Annotated in this window: 15 protein-coding genes; 3 read left to right on the forward strand and 12 right to left on the reverse strand. The window is 71.0% G+C overall.

The genetic code is table 11. The features are described 5' to 3' along the window. Positions 1-188: 188 nt before the first annotated feature. Positions 189-1,604, forward strand: a complete 1,416-nt coding sequence (locus tag ACWTSU_RS02720) for a DUF2252 domain-containing protein (protein WP_455138342.1) — start codon at positions 189-191, stop codon at positions 1,602-1,604. Here the strand turns inward: ACWTSU_RS02720 and ACWTSU_RS02725 are convergent. From ACWTSU_RS02725 to pepT, 7 genes are all read right to left on the reverse strand, one after another. Beyond that, entirely contained in the window at positions 1,601-2,776 is a 1,176-nt protein-coding gene (locus ACWTSU_RS02725) for a hypothetical protein (RefSeq protein ID WP_455138343.1), read from the reverse strand. The two genes, ACWTSU_RS02720 and ACWTSU_RS02725, sit on opposite strands and share 4 nt — an antisense overlap. Before the next feature lie 35 nt (positions 2,777-2,811). Continuing rightward, positions 2,812-4,119 carry a type IV secretory system conjugative DNA transfer family protein gene (locus ACWTSU_RS02730; RefSeq protein ID WP_455138344.1) on the reverse strand — a complete coding sequence of 436 codons (1,308 nt, stop codon included), beginning with the start codon at positions 4,117-4,119 and terminating at the stop codon, positions 2,812-2,814. Next, complete coding sequence (locus ACWTSU_RS02735) at positions 4,120-4,719, reverse strand: ClpP family protease (protein ID WP_455138345.1); 600 nt, start codon at positions 4,717-4,719, stop codon at positions 4,120-4,122. It abuts the gene before it with no gap. Positions 4,720-4,786: 67 nt separating this feature from the next. After that, positions 4,787-5,620: a hypothetical protein gene (locus ACWTSU_RS02740; RefSeq protein ID WP_455138346.1), complete on the reverse strand. Its 834-nt coding sequence runs from the start codon at positions 5,618-5,620 to the stop codon at positions 4,787-4,789. Positions 5,621-6,064: 444 nt separating this feature from the next. Further along, a complete protein-coding gene (locus ACWTSU_RS02745; RefSeq protein ID WP_455138347.1) occupies positions 6,065-6,913 on the reverse strand; it encodes an HAD family hydrolase in 849 nt (282 codons plus the stop codon). Between the two features lie 8 nt (positions 6,914-6,921). Continuing rightward, on the reverse strand, positions 6,922-7,458 hold the full coding sequence (locus ACWTSU_RS02750; protein WP_455138348.1) for a hypothetical protein: 537 nt from the start codon (positions 7,456-7,458) through the stop codon (positions 6,922-6,924). 1 nt (position 7,459) lies between these two features. Further along, positions 7,460-8,719 (reverse strand): peptidase T, encoded by a 1,260-nt coding sequence (gene pepT, locus ACWTSU_RS02755; protein WP_455138349.1) that lies wholly within the window; start codon positions 8,717-8,719, stop codon positions 7,460-7,462. A 172-nt stretch (positions 8,720-8,891) separates the two neighbouring features. Between pepT and ACWTSU_RS02760 the strand changes: the two genes are divergently transcribed. Next, entirely contained in the window at positions 8,892-10,214 is a 1,323-nt protein-coding gene (locus tag ACWTSU_RS02760; RefSeq protein WP_455138350.1) for a CapA family protein, read from the forward strand. 19 nt (positions 10,215-10,233) lie between these two features. On the opposite strand, the gene ACWTSU_RS02765 is transcribed toward ACWTSU_RS02760, so the two are convergent. From ACWTSU_RS02765 to ACWTSU_RS02775, 3 genes are all read right to left on the reverse strand, one after another. Next, positions 10,234-11,052, reverse strand: a complete 819-nt coding sequence (locus ACWTSU_RS02765; RefSeq protein WP_455138351.1) for an HAD family hydrolase — start codon at positions 11,050-11,052, stop codon at positions 10,234-10,236. A 154-nt stretch (positions 11,053-11,206) separates the two neighbouring features. After that, positions 11,207-15,931 (reverse strand): acyl-CoA dehydratase activase-related protein, encoded by a 4,725-nt coding sequence (locus tag ACWTSU_RS02770; protein WP_455138352.1) that lies wholly within the window; start codon positions 15,929-15,931, stop codon positions 11,207-11,209. Next, positions 15,931-16,596: a TetR/AcrR family transcriptional regulator C-terminal domain-containing protein gene (locus tag ACWTSU_RS02775; RefSeq protein WP_455138353.1), complete on the reverse strand. Its 666-nt coding sequence runs from the start codon at positions 16,594-16,596 to the stop codon at positions 15,931-15,933. Before ACWTSU_RS02775 ends, ACWTSU_RS02770 begins: the two co-directional genes overlap by 1 nt. Before the next feature lie 374 nt (positions 16,597-16,970). On the opposite strand from ACWTSU_RS02775, the gene ACWTSU_RS02780 reads away from it, so the two are divergent. After that, positions 16,971-17,996 (forward strand): serine hydrolase, encoded by a 1,026-nt coding sequence (locus ACWTSU_RS02780; RefSeq protein ID WP_455138354.1) that lies wholly within the window; start codon positions 16,971-16,973, stop codon positions 17,994-17,996. Between the two features lie 59 nt (positions 17,997-18,055). On the opposite strand, the gene ACWTSU_RS02785 is transcribed toward ACWTSU_RS02780, so the two are convergent. After that, on the reverse strand, positions 18,056-18,370 hold the full coding sequence (locus ACWTSU_RS02785; RefSeq protein ID WP_455138355.1) for a thioredoxin family protein: 315 nt from the start codon (positions 18,368-18,370) through the stop codon (positions 18,056-18,058). Between the two features lie 16 nt (positions 18,371-18,386). Continuing rightward, on the reverse strand, positions 18,387-19,301 hold the full coding sequence (locus tag ACWTSU_RS02790) for an NAD(P)/FAD-dependent oxidoreductase (RefSeq protein ID WP_455138356.1): 915 nt from the start codon (positions 19,299-19,301) through the stop codon (positions 18,387-18,389). Between the last annotated feature and the right edge of the window lie 32 nt (positions 19,302-19,333).

A 19,333-nucleotide genomic window follows, 5' to 3' on the forward strand; every position in this document is an offset into this window, starting at 1 on the left:
CTTCGGCCACCGCCACGCCCGCGTCGTCAACCGGGGCGTGGTAGGCGATGCGCGAGAGCGAGAGGCCCCAACGGGCATACACCGCCGCTGCACGCTCCTTGGTCTCCTCCCGCCCTCAACCGCCGGCGGCACCCCGCGTCCCGCCCTCGTGCGAGAATGGGGCGCAGACCCCCGGCCGAAGGAGCCCCATGGCACAGAAGCAGAAGACCACGCCCGACCGCCGCGAGCGCGGCACGGTCGCCCAGCGCGAGCGACGCGGCGCCGAGGCGGCCGCGAGCGCCCCGATCGAGGCCCTCGGTGCCTGGACCCCGCGTGAGGACAGCGCCGCCGTCCTCGCGCTTCTCGCCGAGCAGTCTGCCGCGCGCGTCCCCGAGCTCGTGCCGCTGCGCTACGAGCGCATGGGCGTCTCGCCCTTCACGTTCTACCGCGGCTCCGCGATCGTCATGGCCCGCGACCTCTCCACGATGCCCGTCAGCGGCATCGAGGTGCAGTGCGTGGGCGACGCGCACGTGGCCAACTTCGGCATCTTTGCCAGCCCCACGCGCCACCTCGTCTTTGACGTCAACGACTTCGACGAGACGGCGCCCGGCCCCTGGGAGTGGGACGTGCTGCGCCTCGCCGCGAGCCTGGAGGTCTGCGGGCGCGACCGCGGCCTCTCCAAGCGCGAGCGCCGCGACGTGGTGGAGGCGTGCGCGCGCCAGTACCGGCGCTCGATGCGGCGCTTCTCGCGGATGGGCGAGCTCGACGTGTGGTACGCCCACCTCGACGTCGAGCAGGCCGTGGACGAGCTGGTGGGCGAGCTCTCGGGCAAGACCACGCGCACGCTGCGCCGCGCCGTCGAGAAGGCCCGCGGCAAGGACAGCCTGCGCGCGGCCGACCGCCTCGCGCACCGCAGCGGCGACTTCCTGCTCTTTGACTCCCGCCCGCCCGAGCTCGTGCCCGTGTCCGAGCTCGCCGACACCCAGGGCTACGCCACGCCCGACGACCTCTTTGCCTCGCTGGAGGGGCTGCTCAGCGCGTACTTTGAGAGCCTCCCCTACGACCGCCGCGTCCTGCTCAACCGCTACCGCCTGAGCGACGCCGCGCGCAAGGTGGTGGGCGTGGGCAGCGTGGGCACGCGCGCGTGGGTGGCGCTGCTCACGGGCAAGGACGCCGACGACCCGCTCGTGCTCCAGGCCAAGGAGGCAACCGAGTCGGTGGTCGAGCGCTTCTGGCAGCCCGCCCCCTTCGCCCACCACGGCGAACGCGTGGTGCAGGGCCAGCGCCTCGTGCAGTCCACCGCCGACGTCCTGCTCGGCTGGACCAACGTGACGGCCCCGGACGGCGCGCGGCGCGACTACTACGTCCGCCAGCTCTGGAACGGCAAGGGCTCGATCGACCTCGACCAGATCGGCCCGGGCAGCCTCGAGGGGGTCGCGCGCCTGTGCGCCCACGCCCTCGCGCACGCACACGCGCGCACCGGCGACGAGGTGGCCATCGCCTCCTACCTGGCCGACGCCGACGCCTTCGCCGAGGCCCTCGTGGGCTTCTCGCGCGCCTACGCGGACCAGAACGAGCGCGACTACGAGGCGTTTCTCGCCTGGCGCGACGGCGGGCGCAGCTAGTCCCGCCCGACCCACCGCCTCCGGCGACGGTCCCAGCGCAGGGCCCGCTCCTCGTCCGTCGGCGGAACGGCGCGCTCCACGGCGTCCGCCACAAAGCCCCAGGTCCCCTCGGCCCCGTCCGCGCCCTCGCGAAAGACGGCCGCGGCCGTGCCCGTGACCCACGAGCGGTCGGCGACGCCGTGGCGCGCGGCCAGGCGCGCCGGAACCAGGACGTCACCCGACGCCGCCGTGCCGCCGGGCAGCCGCACGAAGCCGTAACCGTCGGCGCCCACCCGCTCGAAGCGCCCCTCGAAGCCCCGGACGAAGACCGAGCGTATGCGCTCGTCGGCGCAGACCTCGGGCGTGCCCAGGATCGAGCGCCCGTCCGGCGAGAGCACGGCGTCGTAGACCTCGTGCGGCCTGAGCAGCCCCGCCAGCCGGGCGCTGGGCACCACGCTGCGCTCGATGCTCACGGTGGGCGGGCCAAACTCGCGCGGCGCCTCGCTGCGGTACGCGGTGACGCCCACGGCGCCGCGCCTTGTGCTGACCCACTCCACGTAGATGGGGGTGCGCGGGACGCCGGCGAGCTCTCCTGCGCCCGCGGCCGCCGCGCCCGGCCGCCCCCACGTGCCACGACGCACGTCGTCCGGCGCGGCAAAGCGCTCGGGGCCGCACCACGCCACCAGGTCCGCCAGGTCGTCCGGACGGTCCCCGAACGCCGAGAAGAGCGGGCGCAGCAGCGGCTCCGCCTCCTCGGGCGTCACGACGAGCCGCCCGGCGGCCGCGCCCTCCCCGTCGCGCGGCCGCGCGGCGGGCTCCAGGACAACCGTCTCGCGCAGGGCGGCGAGAAGCGCCCTCAGCTCGTCGAGGCTGCCGCCGCGCACCAGGTCCCACGCGAGCGACGTCAGCTGCCGCAGCACGGACGCGCGCAGGCGCGCGGCGCCCGCGCCCGAAAGGCCGAGCCCGGCCAGCTCGCGCAGCAGCTCCGCGACGCGCCCGATGCGCGCCTCACCCGCAGCCTCGCGCGCGCGACCCATCAGGTCGGCGAGCACCCAGCCGAGCGAGAGCGCCACGTCGGCGTCGCCCGGGTCCGCGGCGTGCGCGCGGCGCGCGAGCGCGAGGGCCGCGTCGAGCCGGCCGCTCTTCCTGAGCCCGATGATCTGCCCGCTCGCGCGCGCACGCCCGTCGCCCATCGCGCCACCTCCGTCCCTCTCGCCCCCATTGTGCCTCATGCCGCGGCCTCGCGTGCACGGTCCCGCCCGCCGGCCCCACGCCGGCGCGCCGCGAGCTCCGCCGCGCGCATCTCGCCGTAGAGCGGGTGGTCCTCGAGCTCGTAGCGCCGTACCTGCTCGCCCGCGCGACCGCGCACGAACAGCCACGCGCGGTCGAGCGGCGTCGCCAGCAGCCGGGACGCCGGGCGGTCGGCACGGTCGGCGTAGGCCGCCGCCGTCTGGGTGTCCTGGAATCCCAGCACGAGCTGCGCGTCGCAGTTGCCCGCGATGGTCCGCGCGCCGGCGTCGCCGTAGCGCTCCTCGAGCTGCGAGACCGTCTGGAGCAGCAGCGTGCACCAGACCTCCCGGCTGCGGAGGACCGCGATCACGTCCGCGAAGCCGGGGATCCGCAGGTTGGAGAAGTCGTCGAGCATGAGGCGCACCGGAACGGGGAGGCGGCCCCCGGGGCAGCGGTCGGCCTCGCGCATGAGGCCCTGCAGCGCCTGCGTCACAAAGAGGCTGGTCAGCGGGTCGAGCGAGCGGTCGGTGTCGCTCACGGTGACGAACAGCGCCACGCGCTCGTGGCCCATCCGGGCGAAGTCCGCCTGACGCGGACGCGTGTAGAGCCTCACGGCCGAGCCGAAGGCCAGGCACATGAGCTTCTCGGCGAGAATCGCCATGATCGAGCCGTTGGTCCTGTCGGCGGAGCGCGAGGCGCTGATTCGCCGCCAGACGCTCAGCGCGTAGCTGTCGGGCCGGCTCACCTCCAGCTCGGCCATGAGGCGAACCATGCCGTCGCCCATCTCCTCCGCGAGGCGCGCAACCGAGCCCAGGTGCTGCTCGGCCGGCGGCAGCTCCTCGAGCGCATAAGCGATGCAGCAGGTGAGGTAGTTGGCGGCCGCGTGCTCCCAGAACGGGTCGTCGCCCAGCTCGGTCGGGCAGATCGAGCTGGCTACCGAGATGACGTCCTGCTGGACGGGGGCGCCGGTCACGGGGTCGCGGCGGATGTGCGCGAGCGGGTTGTAGCCCACGGCCTCCGCGTCGCAGGGGGCGGCCTGCGCGCCGGCCGTGCCGTCGAGGTCGGTGAAGTCGACGCGCTGCACGTCGTAGCCGTGGGCGGCGGGCACCGGGCCCACCTCGCGGCAGAGCAGCCCCTTGGTGTCGAGCACCAGGAAGCTCGAGCCCATCTGCAGCAGGTTGGGCTTGAGGACGTGACGGGTCTTGCCCGAGCCGGACGGCCCGAGCACGAGCAGGTTGTTGTTGAGCCCGGTGGCGCGCGTGTCGCAGGAGAGCGCGCGGTCGTGGGCGAGGATGGTCTCGGTCATCTAGAGCTCCTTTCGGGAGGTGACGATGCGGGTGGCAAAGCCCAGCTCGAGCGCGCGCTCGGCGTCGAGATAGGTGTCGCGGCCGGTGAGCTGCTGCACGCGGCGCAGCGTGAGGCCGCTGCGCTCGGCCAGGATCGTGTTGAGCGTACGGCGCGTGGACATGAGGCGGCGGCTCGTCTCCCGGACCGAGAGCGCGCTGCCTCCGGCGCCGCTCGGGATGAGCGGGTCGTGGACCATGAGCTCGGCGTGCGGGTACATGGCGCGCTCGTCGCCGGCCGCGAAGACCACGGCGCCCATCGAGGCGGCGCAGCCCACGCAGACCGTGGTAACGGGACAGCTCACGCAGCGCAGCAGGTCAAAGATCGCGAGGCCCGCGCTGACGGAGCCGCCGGGGCTGTCCACGAAGACGGTGATCGGCGCCTCGGCGTCGGTCGCCTCGAGGTGACGGACGAGCTGGCAGACGAGGTGCGCGAGCGACTGGTCGATCTCGCCGAGCACGGAGACCTCGCGGCGGGCGAGCATCTCGTCGTAGACGCTCACGCGCTCGACGCCCCGGCTCGACTCGCGCAGCACGGACGGGATCGCGGGATAGGTGGTCATGGGGTTTCTCCCTTCGGTTGGGTTTGTGGTTGTGGGCTCGGCCGCGGCGCGGCCGGCGAGAAGGGCCTCAGCGCGCGGCCAGCCGGCGCTCGAGCTCGCTCGCGGCACGCTCCCGCCCAGCGCGCTCGCGCGAAAGGCCGCGCAGGGCGCCCGAGGCCCAGAGCTCGGCGAGTGGCGACACGAGCACCGGGCGCAAAAGCTCGGCGCGCTCGCGCTCGCCCACCTCGGCCCGGGCGTCATACAGGCACGAGAGGACGCGCCGGCCCTCCCAGCCCGCCGGCGGACGGCGGCCGATGGTGCGCGCGGCGCCGCGCTCGGCGACCAGCTGGCCGACCGCGTCGTAGAGCTGGCCCACCGTGAGCAGGCAGAGGCCGCGCACGCTCGAGACCTGCCGGGGCGTCGCGGCGACGACGTCGTCGTCCCTCTCGCCCGCGCGCAGGAAGAGCTGGTTGGCGCTCGCGCCGTCCCAGGGCTCGCCGCCGTCCGCGCCCGGAGCGGCGAACCAAGCGAGCCGGCTCGTGACCACGGGCTCGACGAGCTCCGAGAGCGTCTCGGTGGCCCGCGCGGCGCTGCGGGCGAAGCCGCGGCGCACGTCGGATCCCGGCCGCGCCCTGTCGCGCAGGCGGAACGCGCAGTCGATGGCCCAGGCCGCCGAGGCGAGGCAGGAGCGGTCGACGTCCCAGCCGCACCGGACGGCGGGGTTCAGCCGGTCGGTCGCCTCGATCCGCGCGAGGCCGTCCAGCTCGCGGCCGATCGCGGGGTCGTCCGGGCGGACGGCCGTGGCGGGCGTCAGCGCCAGCTCGAGCGCGATCGCGCGCGCCGTGGACGGCAGGAGGGTCCCCGAGCGCACGTCGGTCAGGCGCCGCTCGAGGGGGATGCGCTGATGAATGGGTTCGGACATGGTGTGCCCCCTTTCGGTTGTGCTTGAGTGCTTGTTCGGCCGCCTCCCCTCGAGGGCCGTCATCGCGTGGCGCGCTCGGACCCTTGCCCAGGGAGGCGGTATGCGGCTGTCAAGGAGCGACGGGGCGCGTTTCTCGACAGAAAAAGGCCCCATGGCGGCACCTCTGGGCACAGCTGTCCCAGGGTTGCCACCACGAGGCCATATCTCATTAGATTGTGTCGCGCAGCCGTCGTCCTTGACGGCCGCCTCAAGCGCTCGCGCTCGGGGCGTGGGCAGAGTTATACCCCACCCGCCGCGCCGGCGCAAGCGGAACGGCCAGACGGGCCCGGGTCCTTCTCGCCGGGCCGATAACGCGCAGAATCAAGCACAGCTTTCTATATCCGCAGGTCAAAATAACGCGCATGTCCGATTCTGCGCGTTATTGCCCTTGGAGGCCGGCCCCGCTCAGGACGCGGCAAAGAACGACGGGTCCTCGCCGGCGGCGTTGGCGCGCACGACCTCGAGCAGCGCGTCGGCCACGCCCTCGTCGGCGCAGGCGCCCACGTGGTGGCACGCGGCGGCGGCAACCTCGGGCGTGGCGTTGGCCACGGCCACCGAGTGCGGGACCTTGCGCATGATCTCCAGGTCGTTCTCGGCGTCGCCGAAGACGAGAACCTCGTCGAGGTCCACGTCCAGCGCGTCGAGGAGCACGTCGAGGCCCGCCGCCTTGGAGACGTCGCGCGGCAGGACGTCGAACCACTCCGGGATCGGCGAGACGATCCTCATCTCGGGCGCCGCCTCGGCCACCACCTGGCGGCAGCGCTCCATGCGCTCGGGGCCGCCCGGGCAGGCGATCGTGGCGGCCACGAAGTCGATGTCGGGGACCTCGTCCACCACGCCGCCGTTGAAGCCGGTGCGCGCCTCGAAGACCGCCAGCTCGGCGCTCGTGACGCCCACGCCGTAGGCGGGGTTGAGCAGGTTGGTGTCAACGGGGTAGCAGACGAGGAACATGCCCTTCTCGCCGCGCAGGGCTTGGTCGATGCGCACGAGGGCGTCGTGGTCGAGCAGGGTGGTGCTGACGTAGGCGCCATCGGCGCGCACGCGCTTGCCGTTGGAGAAGATGCCGGTCATGAAGCACGACTCGTCCATGCGGAAGAAGCGCATGAGCTCCACGTAGTCGCGCCCGGTGTCGGGGCCAAAGCGCACGCCCGACTCGATCACGGCGTGGATGGCGTCGACGGTGCGCGACGACACGTGACGCGCGCCGAGCGGGACGAGGGTGTTGTCCATGTCCGAGAGGACGAGCTTGATCATGGGGCCTCCTAGGCGCTCCGGGGCAGCAGGTCAAAGCGGTCGATGCTCATGATGAGCTGCTCGATGTCAACGATGCCGTACAGCGTGACGGGGCGGCGCCCCTCCACGTGCACCACGAGGTTGCGGAAGCCCGACTCGTTGCGCAGGCCCGCCCACTCGAGGTGGTCGATCTCCGCGTAGCGGATCCACACGCGCCGGCCCACGAGCGGCGTGACGGCCATGCAGCCGTCGAACGTCGAGACGCGGTAGCGGCACAGCGCGGCCCACAGCGCGCAGCAGGTGACGAGAAACGCGTCGGTGAAGCCCAGCACGAGCTCGAGCGAGGCGTCGAGCGCGCCCTCCCAGCTCAGCCACGCCATCACGAGCCCGAGCACCGCCATGAACACCATCGCGAGCACGAGCGCGCGCGTGAACGAGGCGGGCACCGCATAGGTGTCGTGGTGGCTGTGGTGGCGCTCCGAGATGCGGACGTTGCCCGCGTGCTCGAGCACGAGCGCGACGAGCGGCACCAGCACCGCCACGGCGAGAAGGACGGCCACGCGCACGCTACGCCCCCGCCCCGGCGGCGCCGTCGGCGGCGAACTTGGCCACGAGACGCTCGAGCAGGTCCACCGTCAGCTCGAGCGCGCGCACGGGCACGAACTCGCGCACGGAGTGGGCGTTGTAGCCGCCCGTGGCGATGTTGGGGCACGGCAGCCCGCGGAACGTGAGCTCGGCGCCGTCGGTGCCGCCGCGTGCCGCCGTGACGCGCGGCTCGATGCCCACCTCGCGGTTGGCCTCGAGCGCGTAGTCGATGAGGACCTGCTCGTCCGCGCCAAAGCGCTCGTACATGTTGCGGTACTGCTGGCGCACCTCCACCGTGACGGTGCCCTCGCCGTAGCGGTCGTTGAGGAAGGCAGCGATCTCGCGCAGCACGGCCTCGCGGCGCGCGAAGGCGTCGGCGTCGAAGTCGCGCAGGTTGCAGACGAGCGTGACCTCCGAGGCGTCGCCGCGGATCTCGTTGGGATAGTAGTAGCCCTCGCGGCCCTCCGTGTGCTCGGGACGCTCTGCGGCGGGGAGCATCTGCATGAACTCGCCGGCAACGGTGACGGCGTTGACCATCACGTCCTTGGCCCAGCCGGGGTGCACCATCACGCCGCGCACGGTGACGGTGGCCTGCGCGGCCGAGAAGCACTCGTAGTTGAAGTCGCCCAGCGTCTCGCCGTCCACGGTGTAGCCCCAGCGCGCGCCGAGGCCCTCCACATCGAGCAGCGCCGCGCCGTGGCCGATCTCCTCGTCCGGCACGAAGGCCGCCACGATGCGGGGGTGCGGCAGCTCGGGGTTGGCGGCCAGGCGGGCGAGCAGCGCGCAGATCTCGGCCACGCCGGCCTTGTCGTCGGCCGAGAGCAGCGTGGTGCCGTCGGAGCAGACGATGTCCTGGCCCACCAGGTCGTTCAGGTCGGGGACCTGGTCGGGCGTGGTCTGGACCGGCGCGCCGTCCACGATGCCGGACACGAGCGGACCGCCCTCGTAGCGCACCACGTGCGGGCGCACGCCCTCGGCCGGGGCGTCGGGCGAAGAGTCGATGTGGGCGCAGAGCAGAAGGGCCGGGGCCTTCTCGGCGCCCGGGCTCGCGGGCAGCGACCCCGTGACGTAGGCGTGCTCGTCGGCACGGACGTCGTCGAGCCCGATGGCGGCCAGCTCGTCGGCGAGCACGCGCGCCATGTCATGCTGGCAGCTCGTCGAGGGCGTCTGGCCCATGTTGTCCGGATCCGACTGCGACATGACCTGCACGTAGCGCATGAAGCGCTCAAGGACGTCCGACATCGACCCTCCCGTCTCGCGGTTCTCTCGCCTGCTAGTCTAGCGCGCCCGCGCCGCGGGGGCCACGGGCTCGCGGAACCCTGACACGGGCCCGCGCTCGATCCGTGGCCGGGGGTCCGCTCGCCGCGCGCCGGCCGCGAGCGCTACAGTTGTGGGAACGTCGAGAGGGGGCCGCATGGCAAGAGGAACCGATCGCAACGCGCTCCGCCCGCACCGGCGCGGGACGCCCGTCACGCCCGTGACCGCGCGCGAGGTCGCGCGCCGCTCGGGGGCGGCCGCGCCGTCCGCGCAGCCCGTCCCGCACCGGCGGAGCCGGCGGCGGCACGGCCGGGGCCCGCGCTCGGGCGGGCTGGTCGTGGGGCTTCTCGCCCTGGTCGCGATCGTCGGCGTCGTGGTGGCGGTGCGCGCGCTCACGGCACCGGCCGGCGACCCCGCGGCCCCCGCCGAGCCCACCGGCCCCGCGACCGTGCACTTCGTGGCCGTGGGCGACAACCTCCCCGAGATCAAGATAGCCGCCTACGCCGACGCCCAGGCCGGCGAGGCCGGGGACGGCGACTACGACTACTCGGCCGTCTACGAGCACGTGCGCCCCTACGTCGAGTCCGCCGACCTCGCCTACGTGGACGAGGAGACGCACCTCGGCGGGGACGACATCGGTCCCAAGGGCTACCCCTCGTTCAACACCACCGACCAGATGGCCGACGCGATCGTGGGCTGCGGCTTCGACCTGGTGGCGTCGGCCACCAACCACGCCTACGACTGGGGCTACTTCGGGGCCAACGAGCACTCGCGCTCGGTGTGGAACCAGCAGCCCGTGGCCTTCACCGGCACGGCCACGAGCGAGGAGGAGGCCGCGGAGGTCGCCACCGTCGAGCGCAACGGCATCACGTTCGCGCTGCTCAGCTACACCTACGGCGTCAACGGCTACGACCAGTCCGACCTGCCCGACTACGCCGTCAACTTCATCGACAGGGATCGCATCGCCGACGACGTGGCGCGCGCCCGCGAGCAGGCCGACGTGGTGCTCGTGGCCATGCACTGGGGCACCGAGAACCTCATGGAGGCCGACGACTACCAGACCGAGTACGCGCAGTACCTCGCCGACCTGGGCGTGGACGTGGTCCTGGGCTCGCACCCGCACGTCATCGGCCCGGTGGAGTGGGTCGAGGGCAAGGACGGCAACCGCACGCTCGTGGCCTACTCCCTCGGCAACTTCGTGAGCAACCACGACGCCCCGAGCGCCAAGCACGAACTCGAGGGGATGCTGGGCTGTGACTTCGTGCGCGGCGACGACGGCGACGTGAGCGTCGAGAACGTCACGTGGACGCCGCTGGTGATGCACACCGACGGCACGAGCTTCGCGGTCTACGCGCTCAAGGACTACACGGCGGAGCTCGCGGCGGCGCACCCCGTGCTCTCGGGCCTCGACGACCCGATCGGCTGGCTGCGCCAGACCACGGCCGACGTCATCGGCGACGAGTTCCCGATAGACGACTAGGACCCGCCCCCCGCAGGCGTCAGGCGAGAAGGGCGCGCAGGTAGCTGGCCACGCCGGCCTCCTCGCAGCGCGACGCCACGTGGTCGGCCGCGACGAGCGCCTCGGGCGTGGCGTTGGCCATGGCCACGCCGTCGCCGGCCGCCTCGAGCATGGACGCGTCGTTGCCGGAGTCGCCGAACGCCACGACGTCGGCCACGTCCACGCCGAGCGCGGCGCAGACCCGCCGCAGCGCGCTGCCCTTGTTGACGCCCGCGCGCGTGAACTCCACGTTGCACGGCAGCGACGACACCGCGGTGAGCTCGGGATGGGCCCGCGCGACCTCCCACACGCGCGGCCCCTCGTCCGCGCCCACGTAGAAGACGTTGACGCGGCAGACGCCGCCCGTGGCGTCGATGAGCTCGTCGGTGGTGCCCGGCACGCGGGTGCGCAGGCTCTTGAGCATCCGCCGCAGCGCCTCCGTCACCTCAATCTGGTCGAGGTAGCCCCAGCGGTCCTCGGCGGTCAGAATCCGGTCGCCCGAGAAGAGGTCGAAGGTCACGCGCAGCTCGCGCAGGTCATCGTAGAGCGCGCGCACCACCGAGGGGTCGATCGTCTCGACCGCGAGGTCGCGCCCGGCGCGGACGTCGCGGATGATGGCGCCCCCGCCGCAGACCGTGTAGCGCACGCAGGGGTGCGCGACCAGCTCGCGCGGCAGCCCCGCCACGCTGCGCCCCGTGCAGGGCACCACGCCCACGCCGCGCGCGTGCAGCTCGTCGAGGACGCGGAGGTTCTCGGCGGGAATGGTCTTGTCGGGCGCCACGAACGTGTCGTCCATGTCCGTGAAGACGAGCCTGAGCATCGGGCCACCTTTCCGATAGCGGGAAGCCGGGGCGCGCCCGTCAGAAAAGCCGCGTTGCGCATGGCGAGAAGGACGCGCAACCCCAGATTATCGCTCAAACGGGCGAATAATCTTGAGCCACGCGTCCTTCTCGCGTGCCGCATCCGTCTCAGCGTCAGCTGGTGACGCCCGCCTTGCGCTTGGCCTCCTCGATCCGCGCGAGCTGCTCGTCCGTGAGCTCGATCGCCGGCGCGTGGCCGTGGATGCCGCACGCCGAGCCGTCGCCGCGGGCCACGGAGTCCTCGAAGCGCGTGGAGCCGGTGTAGGGCATCGCGGCGTCGTTGGTCACCGGGTCGTTGGGGTTCTCCAGGCGGAAGCCGCCCTCGCGGTTGTTGCGGAAGTTCTCCTTGGCCACGGAGATCATGAGCTTGATGCGGTTGAGCTGGTTGACCTCGGAGGCGCCCGGGTCGTAGTCGACGGCCACGATGTTGCTCTCGGGGTGCATCTGGCGCAGCCGCTTGATCACGGACTTGCCCACCACGTGGTTGGGCAGGCACGCGAACGGCGAGCAGCAGATGATGTTGGGCGTGCCGGTCTCGATGAGGTCGCACATCTCGGCCGTGAGCAGCCAGCCCTCGCCCATCGTGTTGCACAGCGACAGCACCTGCTCGGCCTTGTGCGCCAGCTCGAAGATGTCCGGGTACGGCTCGAAGCGCTCGGTCTTCTCGAGCATCTTGTTGATGGGCTCGCGCAGGGCCTCGATGAACTTGATGCCCGCCATGTGCGTGGCGCGGCTCGTGGCCTTGGTGCCCAGCTCGTGGTTGGTGTTGATCGCGTTGGTCATGCCAAAGAGGAAGAAGTCCACCAGCCCCGGCACGTTGGCCTCGCAGCCCTCGGACTCGATGACCTTGACCACCTGGTTGTTGGCCGTGGGGTGGAACTTGACCAGGATCTCGCCGACCACGCCCACGCGCGGCTTGGAGCGGTCGTTGACCAGCGGCAGCGTCTCGAAGGCGTCGATCGTGCGCTGGCACAGCTCGTGGAAGCGCTTGGTCCCGCCGGCCACGATGGCGCCCTTGGCCTCGGCCATCATGCGGTCGTAGAGCGCGTCGGCGGAGCCGGGCTCGGCCTCGTAGGGCCGGGTGCGGTGGAGCAGCTGCATGATGAGGTCGCCGTAGAGCAGGGCGTTCACGGCCTTGAGGAGCAGGCCCGGCTGCTTGAAGACGTTGAAGCCGGGGTTCTTCTCGTCGAGGCCGGAGGCGGCGGTCAGGCTGATCACCGGGATGTCGGGGTGACCGGAGTCCTTGAGCGCCTTGCGGATGAGGGCGATGTAGTTGGTGGCGCGGCAGCCGCCGCCGGTCTGGGTGATGATGACGGCCGTGCGCGAGAGGTCGTACTTGCCGCTCTCGATGGCCTCCATGATCTGGCCCGTGACCAGGATGGACGGGTAGCAGATGTCGTTGTTGACGTACTTGAGGCCCGCCTCCACGGCGCCCTGGTCAACGGACGGCAGCAGCACCACGTTGTAGCCCGAGCTCTTGAACAGCTCCTCGATCAGCTCGAAGTGGATCGGCGCCATCTGCGGCACGAGGATCGTGTAGCCAGCCTTCTGCATGTCCTCGGTGTAGCGGACCTTCTCGAAGGCGGCGCTGGCGGCCTCGCGGTAGACGGGCACGCGGCGGCTCGTGTCGGTGGGGCGGGCGCGCTCGAGCGTGCCGTCGGCCATGTGGACGCCCACGGGCTCGACCTCGTGCGCGGTGCCCTCCTTCACCTCCTCCTCGAGCTCGGCGCGCTGCTCGGTGAGCGCGGCCATGAGCGAGCGGATGCGGATGCGCGCCGCGCCCAGGTTGGACACCTGGTCGATCTTGAGGACGGTGTAGATCTTGCCCGAGGCCTCCAGGATCTCCTGGACCTGGTCGGTGGTGAGGGCGTCGAGGCCGCAGCCGAACGAGAAGAGCTGGATGAGGTCGAGGTCGTTGCGGGAGGCCACGAAGCGCGCCGCGCGGTACAGGCGGCTGTGGAACATCCACTGGTCGATCACGCGGATCGGGCGCTCGGGCTCCATCTTGTGCGCCACCGAGTCCTCGGTGAGCACCGCGAAGCCGAAGGAGTGCACGAGCTCCGGGATGGCGTGGTTGATCTCGGGGTCGTTGTGGTAGGGGCGGCCCGCCAGCACGATGCCGTGCGCGTCGTGCTCCTCGATCCAGCGCAGGGCCTCGTCGCCGGCGCGGTGCATGGCGTCCTTGAACGCCAGGTCGGCCTGCCACGCCTCGTTGACCGCCTCGTCGATCTCGGCGCGGGTGATGTGCGCGCCGCGCACCCGCCCGCGGCCCGCGGCGGCGTCCTTCTCGCGCTGCTCGCTGACGATCTCGTAGAGACGGCGCTTGAGCTCCTTCTTCTTGTCGTACGGGATGAACGGCGAGAGGTACTCGACCTTGGAGCCCTCGCCCAGCTCGTCCACGTTGAGGCCGAGCGCCTGCGGGTAGCTCATGACGATCGGGCAGTTGTAGTGGTTGGTGGCGCCGTCGTCCTCCTGGCGCTCCCAGCGGATGCAGGGCATCCAGATGAAGTCCGGGTCCTTCTGCAGGAGGTTCATGATGTGGCCGTGGGAGAGCTTGGCCGGGTAGCACACGCTCTCGGACGGCATGGACTCGATGCCGGCATCGTAGGTCTTGGCCGAGGTCTGGTCGGACAGGATCACCGAGAAGCCCAGCTTGGTGAAGAACGCGTGCCAGAACGGGTAGTTCTCGTACATGTTGAGGGCGCGCGGGATGCCCACCGTGCCGCGCGGGGCCTTCTCGGGGTCGAGCACCGGGCGGTCGAAGAGCAGCTTGTTCTTGAACTCGAAGAGGTTGGGCGCGTCGTTCTTCTTGGCGTGGCTGCCGCCCGCGCCCTTCTCGCAGCGGTTGCCCGTGATGAAGCGGCGCCCGCCGCCAAAGTCGTTGATCGTGAGCAGGCAGTTGTTGGAGCAGCGGCCACAGTGGACGTTGGTGTGCTTGACCTGGAGGTTGTCGATCTCCTCACGGGAGAGCAGCGTGGAGGTGCCATCCGCGCCGGCCCGGTCGCGGGCGAGAAGGGCCGCGCCGTAGGCGCCCATGCAGCCGGCGATGTCGGGACGGATGACGTCGCGCCCGGTGAGCACCTCGAAGGCGCGCAGCGTGGCGTCGGACATGAAGGTGCCGCCCTGGACCACGCAGTACTTCCCGATCTCGTCGAAGTCGCGCAGCTTGATGACCTTGAACAGGGCGTTCTTGATGACGGAGTAGCTGAGGCCGGCCGCCACGTCGCCGATGGTGGCGCCCTCCTTCTGGGCCTGCTTGACGCGGGAGTTCATGAAGACGGTGCAGCGGCTGCCCAGGTCAACGGGGCTCTTGGCGTGCACGGCGGCCTGCGCGAACTCCTGGACCGACATGTTCATGGACACGGCGAAGCTCTCGATGAACGAGCCGCAGCCCGACGAGCACGCCTCGTTGAGCATGATGTGCTCGATGACGCCATCCTTGACCTGCAGGCACTTCATGTCCTGGCCGCCGATGTCGAGGATGAACTCGACACCCGGGACGAAGGCCTTGGCGCCGCGCAGGTGCGCCACGGTCTCGATCTCGCCGGAGTCGGCGCGCAGGGCCTCGATGAGGATCTGCTCGCCGTAGCCGGTGGTGGTCACGTGGCCGATGGTGCAGCCGGCGGGCATCTTGTCGTAGATCTCGTCCATGATGACGCGCGCGGTGCCGAGCACGTCGCCGTTGTTGTTGCCGTACCAGGTGTAGAGCAGCTCGCCGTCCTCGCCCACCACGGCGGCCTTCATCGTGGTGGAGCCGGCGTCGATGCCGATGAACACGCGGCCCTGGTGGGTGGCCAAGTCGCCCTTGGGGACCACCTGCCTGTCGTGGCGCTCCTTGAACTCCCGGTAGTCCTGCTCGCTAGCAAAGAGCGGCTCGAGGCGCGCGACCTCGGAGCCCTGGGTGTCCTTGAGGCCCTCCAGCGCCGAGATGATCTCGTCGAAGGTCACGTACTTGTCGGACTCGCCGGCCAGCGCCGCGCCCGTGGCCACGAAGAGGTGGGCGTTCTCGGGCAGGACGATGTGCTCCTCGTCGAGGTTGAGCGTGATGTAGAAACGCTTGCGCAGCTCCGAGAGGTACTGGAGCGGGCCGCCGAGAAACGCCACGTGGCCGCGGATGGGGTGGCCGCACGCCAGGCCCGAGACCGTCTGGTTGGCCACGGCCTGGAAGATCGAGGCGGCCACGTCCTCCGGGCGGGCGCCCTCGTTGAGCAGCGGCTGGACGTCGGACTTGGCGAAGACGCCGCAGCGGCTGGCGATGGGGTGGATCTGCGTGGCGCCCTTGGCGAGCTCGTTGAGGCCCGAGGCGTCGGTGTGCAGCAGGCTCGCCATCTGGTCGATGAAGGCGCCGGTGCCGCCCGCGCACGTGCCGTTCATGCGCTGCTCGATGCCGTTGTCGAAGTAGATGATCTTGGCATCCTCGCCGCCCAGCTCGATGGCGCAGTCGGTCTGCGGGATGAGGGTCTCCACGGCGCGCTTGGAGGCGATGACCTCCTGCACGAACTCGAGGCCGAGCCAGTTGGCGAGCAGCATACCGCCCGAGCCGGTGATCGAGACGCGCATCGGCGCCGACCCGATGACCTTGCGGGCGCGGGCGAAGAGCTCCTTGGCCGTGGCGCGGATGTCGGTGTGGTGGCGCTCGTAGTTGGCGTAGACGAGGTGGTCGTTGTCGTCGATGACGGCGAGCTTGACGGTGGTGGAGCCCACGTCGATGCCCAGGCGCAGGCGCGCGTGGGAGAAGTCGGTGCGGTGCGCCGGGGAGAGCTCGGCGCCCTCCTGCTTGAGCTCGAGCGCCTGGCGCGCGCTCTTCTCGGCCTGGATGGAGTCAGCGGTCTTGGTCATCAGTTGTCCTCCTCGGAGCACAGCACGGACAGGGCGAAGCGCGGGATGTCCAGCTCGATCGGGTTGTCATAGAGGTCGCCGGGGCGCACGAACATGAGCGCGGTCATGAGGCGCGCCATCGCGGGCACGCCCTCGCGACAGCCGGCGTCGAGCCAGCGCAGCAGCACGCCCACCTCGGCGGAGATGCAGAACGTGAGGTAGTAGTCAAAGAACGAGCCGAACGCGCGGGCGTCGAGGTCGTCGAGGGCGCGCGGGGCCACCACGTCGTGCGCGAGCCGCTTGAGGCGCTCGGCGAAGCCCGGGTCCCCGCCCGCGCCCAGGAGCGGCCGCAGGTAGTCGGCGCGGTCGCGCACGGCGTCGAGAAGCTCCGTGGCGCCGGGCGCGGGCTGGCCGCGGTCGAGGGCGGCGCGCAGCTCGTCGAGGTGGCTCTGCGCGATGCGCGCGAGCGGGGCGCGCAGGTCGGCGAGGGTCTCGTCCTCGATCTGCGTGACGAGGTCGGGGATGTCGCGGAAGTGGGAGTAGAAGGTGCGCCGGGTGACGCCGGCGCGCTCGCTCACGGCGGTGACGGTGACGCGGCTGAGGTCGCCGCTCGCGTCGATCTCACGGGCGAGGGCCGCGCGCAGGGCCCGCCTCGTGCGGACGCTGCGCCGGTCGGTGCTGAGCACGCATTCCTGCATGGGTTCCTTTCGGCGTTTTTTCACAGCTTGCGTAGTATTACACAATCTGTGCAGGAACGCGGGGCGGCACAATCTCTACACGTCGGGCGCGGCGCGCGGGGCCGGAGCCGTGGCCGACGCTTCAGAATCGCCGGAAGTCTGTGGCTCCTTCTCGCTTCCGCTTCAAAATGGCGAGAAGTCTGTGTAAGCAGCGACAGACTTCCGCACATTTGCGAGCGGGGCAGCCTGAAATCGACAGACTTCCGAGAATCTGCAAGCAGGCGGGCATGGGGGCGGCCGGGCACATGCGTCCGACCGGGCGCCGCCCCGTCGACGGGTGCCATAATGAAGACGTTCCCAGATCTCCTCCGAGGTGATGTGCCATGGTACGACGCAGACGGGTCCTCATAGCGGTGCTCGCGGCGATCGCGCTCGTCGCGGCTGTTGTCGCGGTGCTCGTGGTGCCGCGGCTCGCGCAGGCCCCGGGACAGGCGCCCGAGGACGAGCCCGCACAGGAGGTCCCCACGGTGGAGGACCCGGCGGTCGAGGAGCCGCCGACGGAGGAGCCACAGGAGCCAGAGCGCCCCACCGTCGTCGAGGAGTCGGCGACCCCGGTCACCATGGCCGAGGCGCCCGTGCGCACCGAGACCACCGACGACGGCCTCACCGTCACCGCGCCCGAGGCGTTTCTCGCCACCGACGAGATGGCCGACGTGAGGGACGCCATCCACCAGCTCGAGCAGGAGCGCGGCGCAACGGTGAGCGTGGTTCTTCTCGACATCCAGACGCGCCGCGGCATCACCTACAACGCCGATGCCTCGATGTATCCCGCGAGCAGCATCAAGGCGGCGTACTGCGCGTACCTCTTCGAGACGCACGGGGGCGCGGGCGGCGCGTCGGCGCTGGCGGAGAACTGCATCGTCAACTCCTCGAACGACGCCTACAACTCCCTGGCCACGACCTTCGGCTTCCGCCCGTGGGCGGCGTGGCTCACCAGCCACGGGGCCGCGGGGGCGGCCGCCGAGGCGTCCGTCTACACCTATCCCCGCATCTCGGCCCAGGAGCTCGCCGCGGTGTGGGAGGAGATCTGGCGCTACGGGACGTCGGGCGAGGCCGGCGCCGACGAGCTCACCGGATACCTGGCCCGCACCACCGTCTCCCCCATCGCCGACGAGCTGCGCGATGATCACGTGGTGTGGAGCAAGGCGGGGTGGTTCCCGGCGGACGCCAACAACATCCCCGCGAGCAACGACGCCGGGGTGGTTTTCTCGGACGAGGGCCCCTACGTCATGGTGGTCATGACCGACATCGGCTCCGACCTCGACGCGCTCCACCCGCTCATCGACGCGCTCGACGCCGCCCACGCCTGCATGTGCGGCGACGCCGTGGCGTACTACGAACACGACTGACGCGTCGGCGGCGTGCGTCGGGCTTCTCGCCGCGCGCCGCGCCACCCGTGTCGCGCAACCTAGGCGCGCGCCGACTCCACCATCTTCACGATCTCGGGCTTCTGCTTGAGTCCGGCCGAGCGGGCAACCTCCTCACCGTCACGCAGCAGCACGAGGGTCGGATAGCCCTTGATTCCGAACTCCTCCACGAGCTCGGGGTTCCTGTCAAAGTCAAGTTTGACGATGGTCAGCTCGTCACCGAGCTCCTTGTCGACATCGGCCAGGATGAACGCAAGCATCTTGCACGGCCCGCAGGTCGTCGAATAGAAGTCCACGAGCACCAGGCCCGCGTCGCGCAGGCCGGCGAACTCCTCGGCACCAATCTCCTTGATCATCGAAACGCTCCTCTCACTAGGCGTTCTTGAGCCAGCGCGCCGCGGCTCGCGCGGCGACGGCCCCGTCGGAGCAGGCCGTGACGACCTGCCTCAGGTCCTTCTCGATGCAATCCCCGCATGCGAAGACGCCCGGCACTGTGGTGCCCATCCCCGAGTTGACGACCACGTAGCCGGCGTCATCGAGGATCCCCAGGTCAGCGACGAACGACGTCACCGGCTCGAGACCCACGTACTCGAAGGCGTGCTGGCACGCGATCTGGCGCTCCTCACCTGTGGCGGCGCAGCGCACCCGCACCGACTCGAGGCACGCGGCCCCCTCGAAGGCGACGGCGTTCCAGCCCTCCATGACCGTCACGTTGTCGCGGGAGCGCAAACGATCGCACGAGGCGGGGTCGGCGCGCATCGTGCGCCGCACGAGCACGGTTACGCTCGAGGCGAGCTCCGAGAGGAACAGCGCCTCCTCGACAGCGGAGTTGCCACCGCCCACCACGACCACGTCCTGGTCGCGGCAGGCCGCCCCGTCGCAGACGGCGCACCAGCTCAAGCCGTTGCCGCGCAGGCGGTCCTCCCCCTCCACCTCGAGGGTCCGTGGCGTGGTGCCCGTTGCCACGATCACCGCGCGGGCCTCCACGGGATCGTCAGGCCGCTCCGCGCAAGTGAGCGAGAAGCCCTTCTCGCCGGGCGTCACGCCCGTGACGGTGAGGTAGTCAAACTCCACTCCGAGCTCCTGCGTGTGCTGGTACATCTTGATCGCGAGCTCAGCACCGTTGATAGTGCCCATGCCCGGATAGTTCTGGATCTCGCTGGTGTTGACGATCTGACCGCCCGGCGCGAGCCGGTCGAGCAACAAAACCGATAGGTTGGAGCGGACGCCGTAGATTGCGGCGGTCATGCCCGCCGGACCGCTCCCGATGATGACGAGGTCGTGCATCGTTCTCCCTTCTGGGCGCATATGGCCCGAGG

The sequence above is a fragment of the Thermophilibacter sp. genome, from assembly GCF_966187215.1.

Excerpts from the sequence above, each read along its gene's own strand:
- ACWTSU_RS02720 (WP_455138342.1), top strand. The coding sequence starts at position 189 with ATGGCACAGAAGCAGAAGACCACGCCCGACCGCCGCGAGCGCGGCACG.
- ACWTSU_RS02725 (WP_455138343.1), bottom strand. The coding sequence starts at position 2,776 with ATGGGCGACGGGCGTGCGCGCGCGAGCGGGCAGATCATCGGGCTCAGG.
- ACWTSU_RS02730 (WP_455138344.1), bottom strand. The coding sequence starts at position 4,119 with ATGACCGAGACCATCCTCGCCCACGACCGCGCGCTCTCCTGCGACACG.
- ACWTSU_RS02735 (WP_455138345.1), bottom strand. The coding sequence starts at position 4,719 with ATGACCACCTATCCCGCGATCCCGTCCGTGCTGCGCGAGTCGAGCCGG.
- ACWTSU_RS02740 (WP_455138346.1), bottom strand. The coding sequence starts at position 5,620 with ATGTCCGAACCCATTCATCAGCGCATCCCCCTCGAGCGGCGCCTGACC.
- ACWTSU_RS02745 (WP_455138347.1), bottom strand. The coding sequence starts at position 6,913 with ATGATCAAGCTCGTCCTCTCGGACATGGACAACACCCTCGTCCCGCTC.
- pepT (WP_455138349.1), bottom strand. The coding sequence starts at position 8,719 with ATGTCGGACGTCCTTGAGCGCTTCATGCGCTACGTGCAGGTCATGTCG.
- ACWTSU_RS02760 (WP_455138350.1), top strand. The coding sequence starts at position 8,892 with ATGGCAAGAGGAACCGATCGCAACGCGCTCCGCCCGCACCGGCGCGGG.
- ACWTSU_RS02765 (WP_455138351.1), bottom strand. The coding sequence starts at position 11,052 with ATGCTCAGGCTCGTCTTCACGGACATGGACGACACGTTCGTGGCGCCC.
- ACWTSU_RS02770 (WP_455138352.1), bottom strand. The coding sequence starts at position 15,931 with ATGACCAAGACCGCTGACTCCATCCAGGCCGAGAAGAGCGCGCGCCAG.
- ACWTSU_RS02780 (WP_455138354.1), top strand. The coding sequence starts at position 16,971 with ATGGTACGACGCAGACGGGTCCTCATAGCGGTGCTCGCGGCGATCGCG.
- ACWTSU_RS02785 (WP_455138355.1), bottom strand. The coding sequence starts at position 18,370 with ATGATCAAGGAGATTGGTGCCGAGGAGTTCGCCGGCCTGCGCGACGCG.
- ACWTSU_RS02790 (WP_455138356.1), bottom strand. The coding sequence starts at position 19,301 with ATGCACGACCTCGTCATCATCGGGAGCGGTCCGGCGGGCATGACCGCC.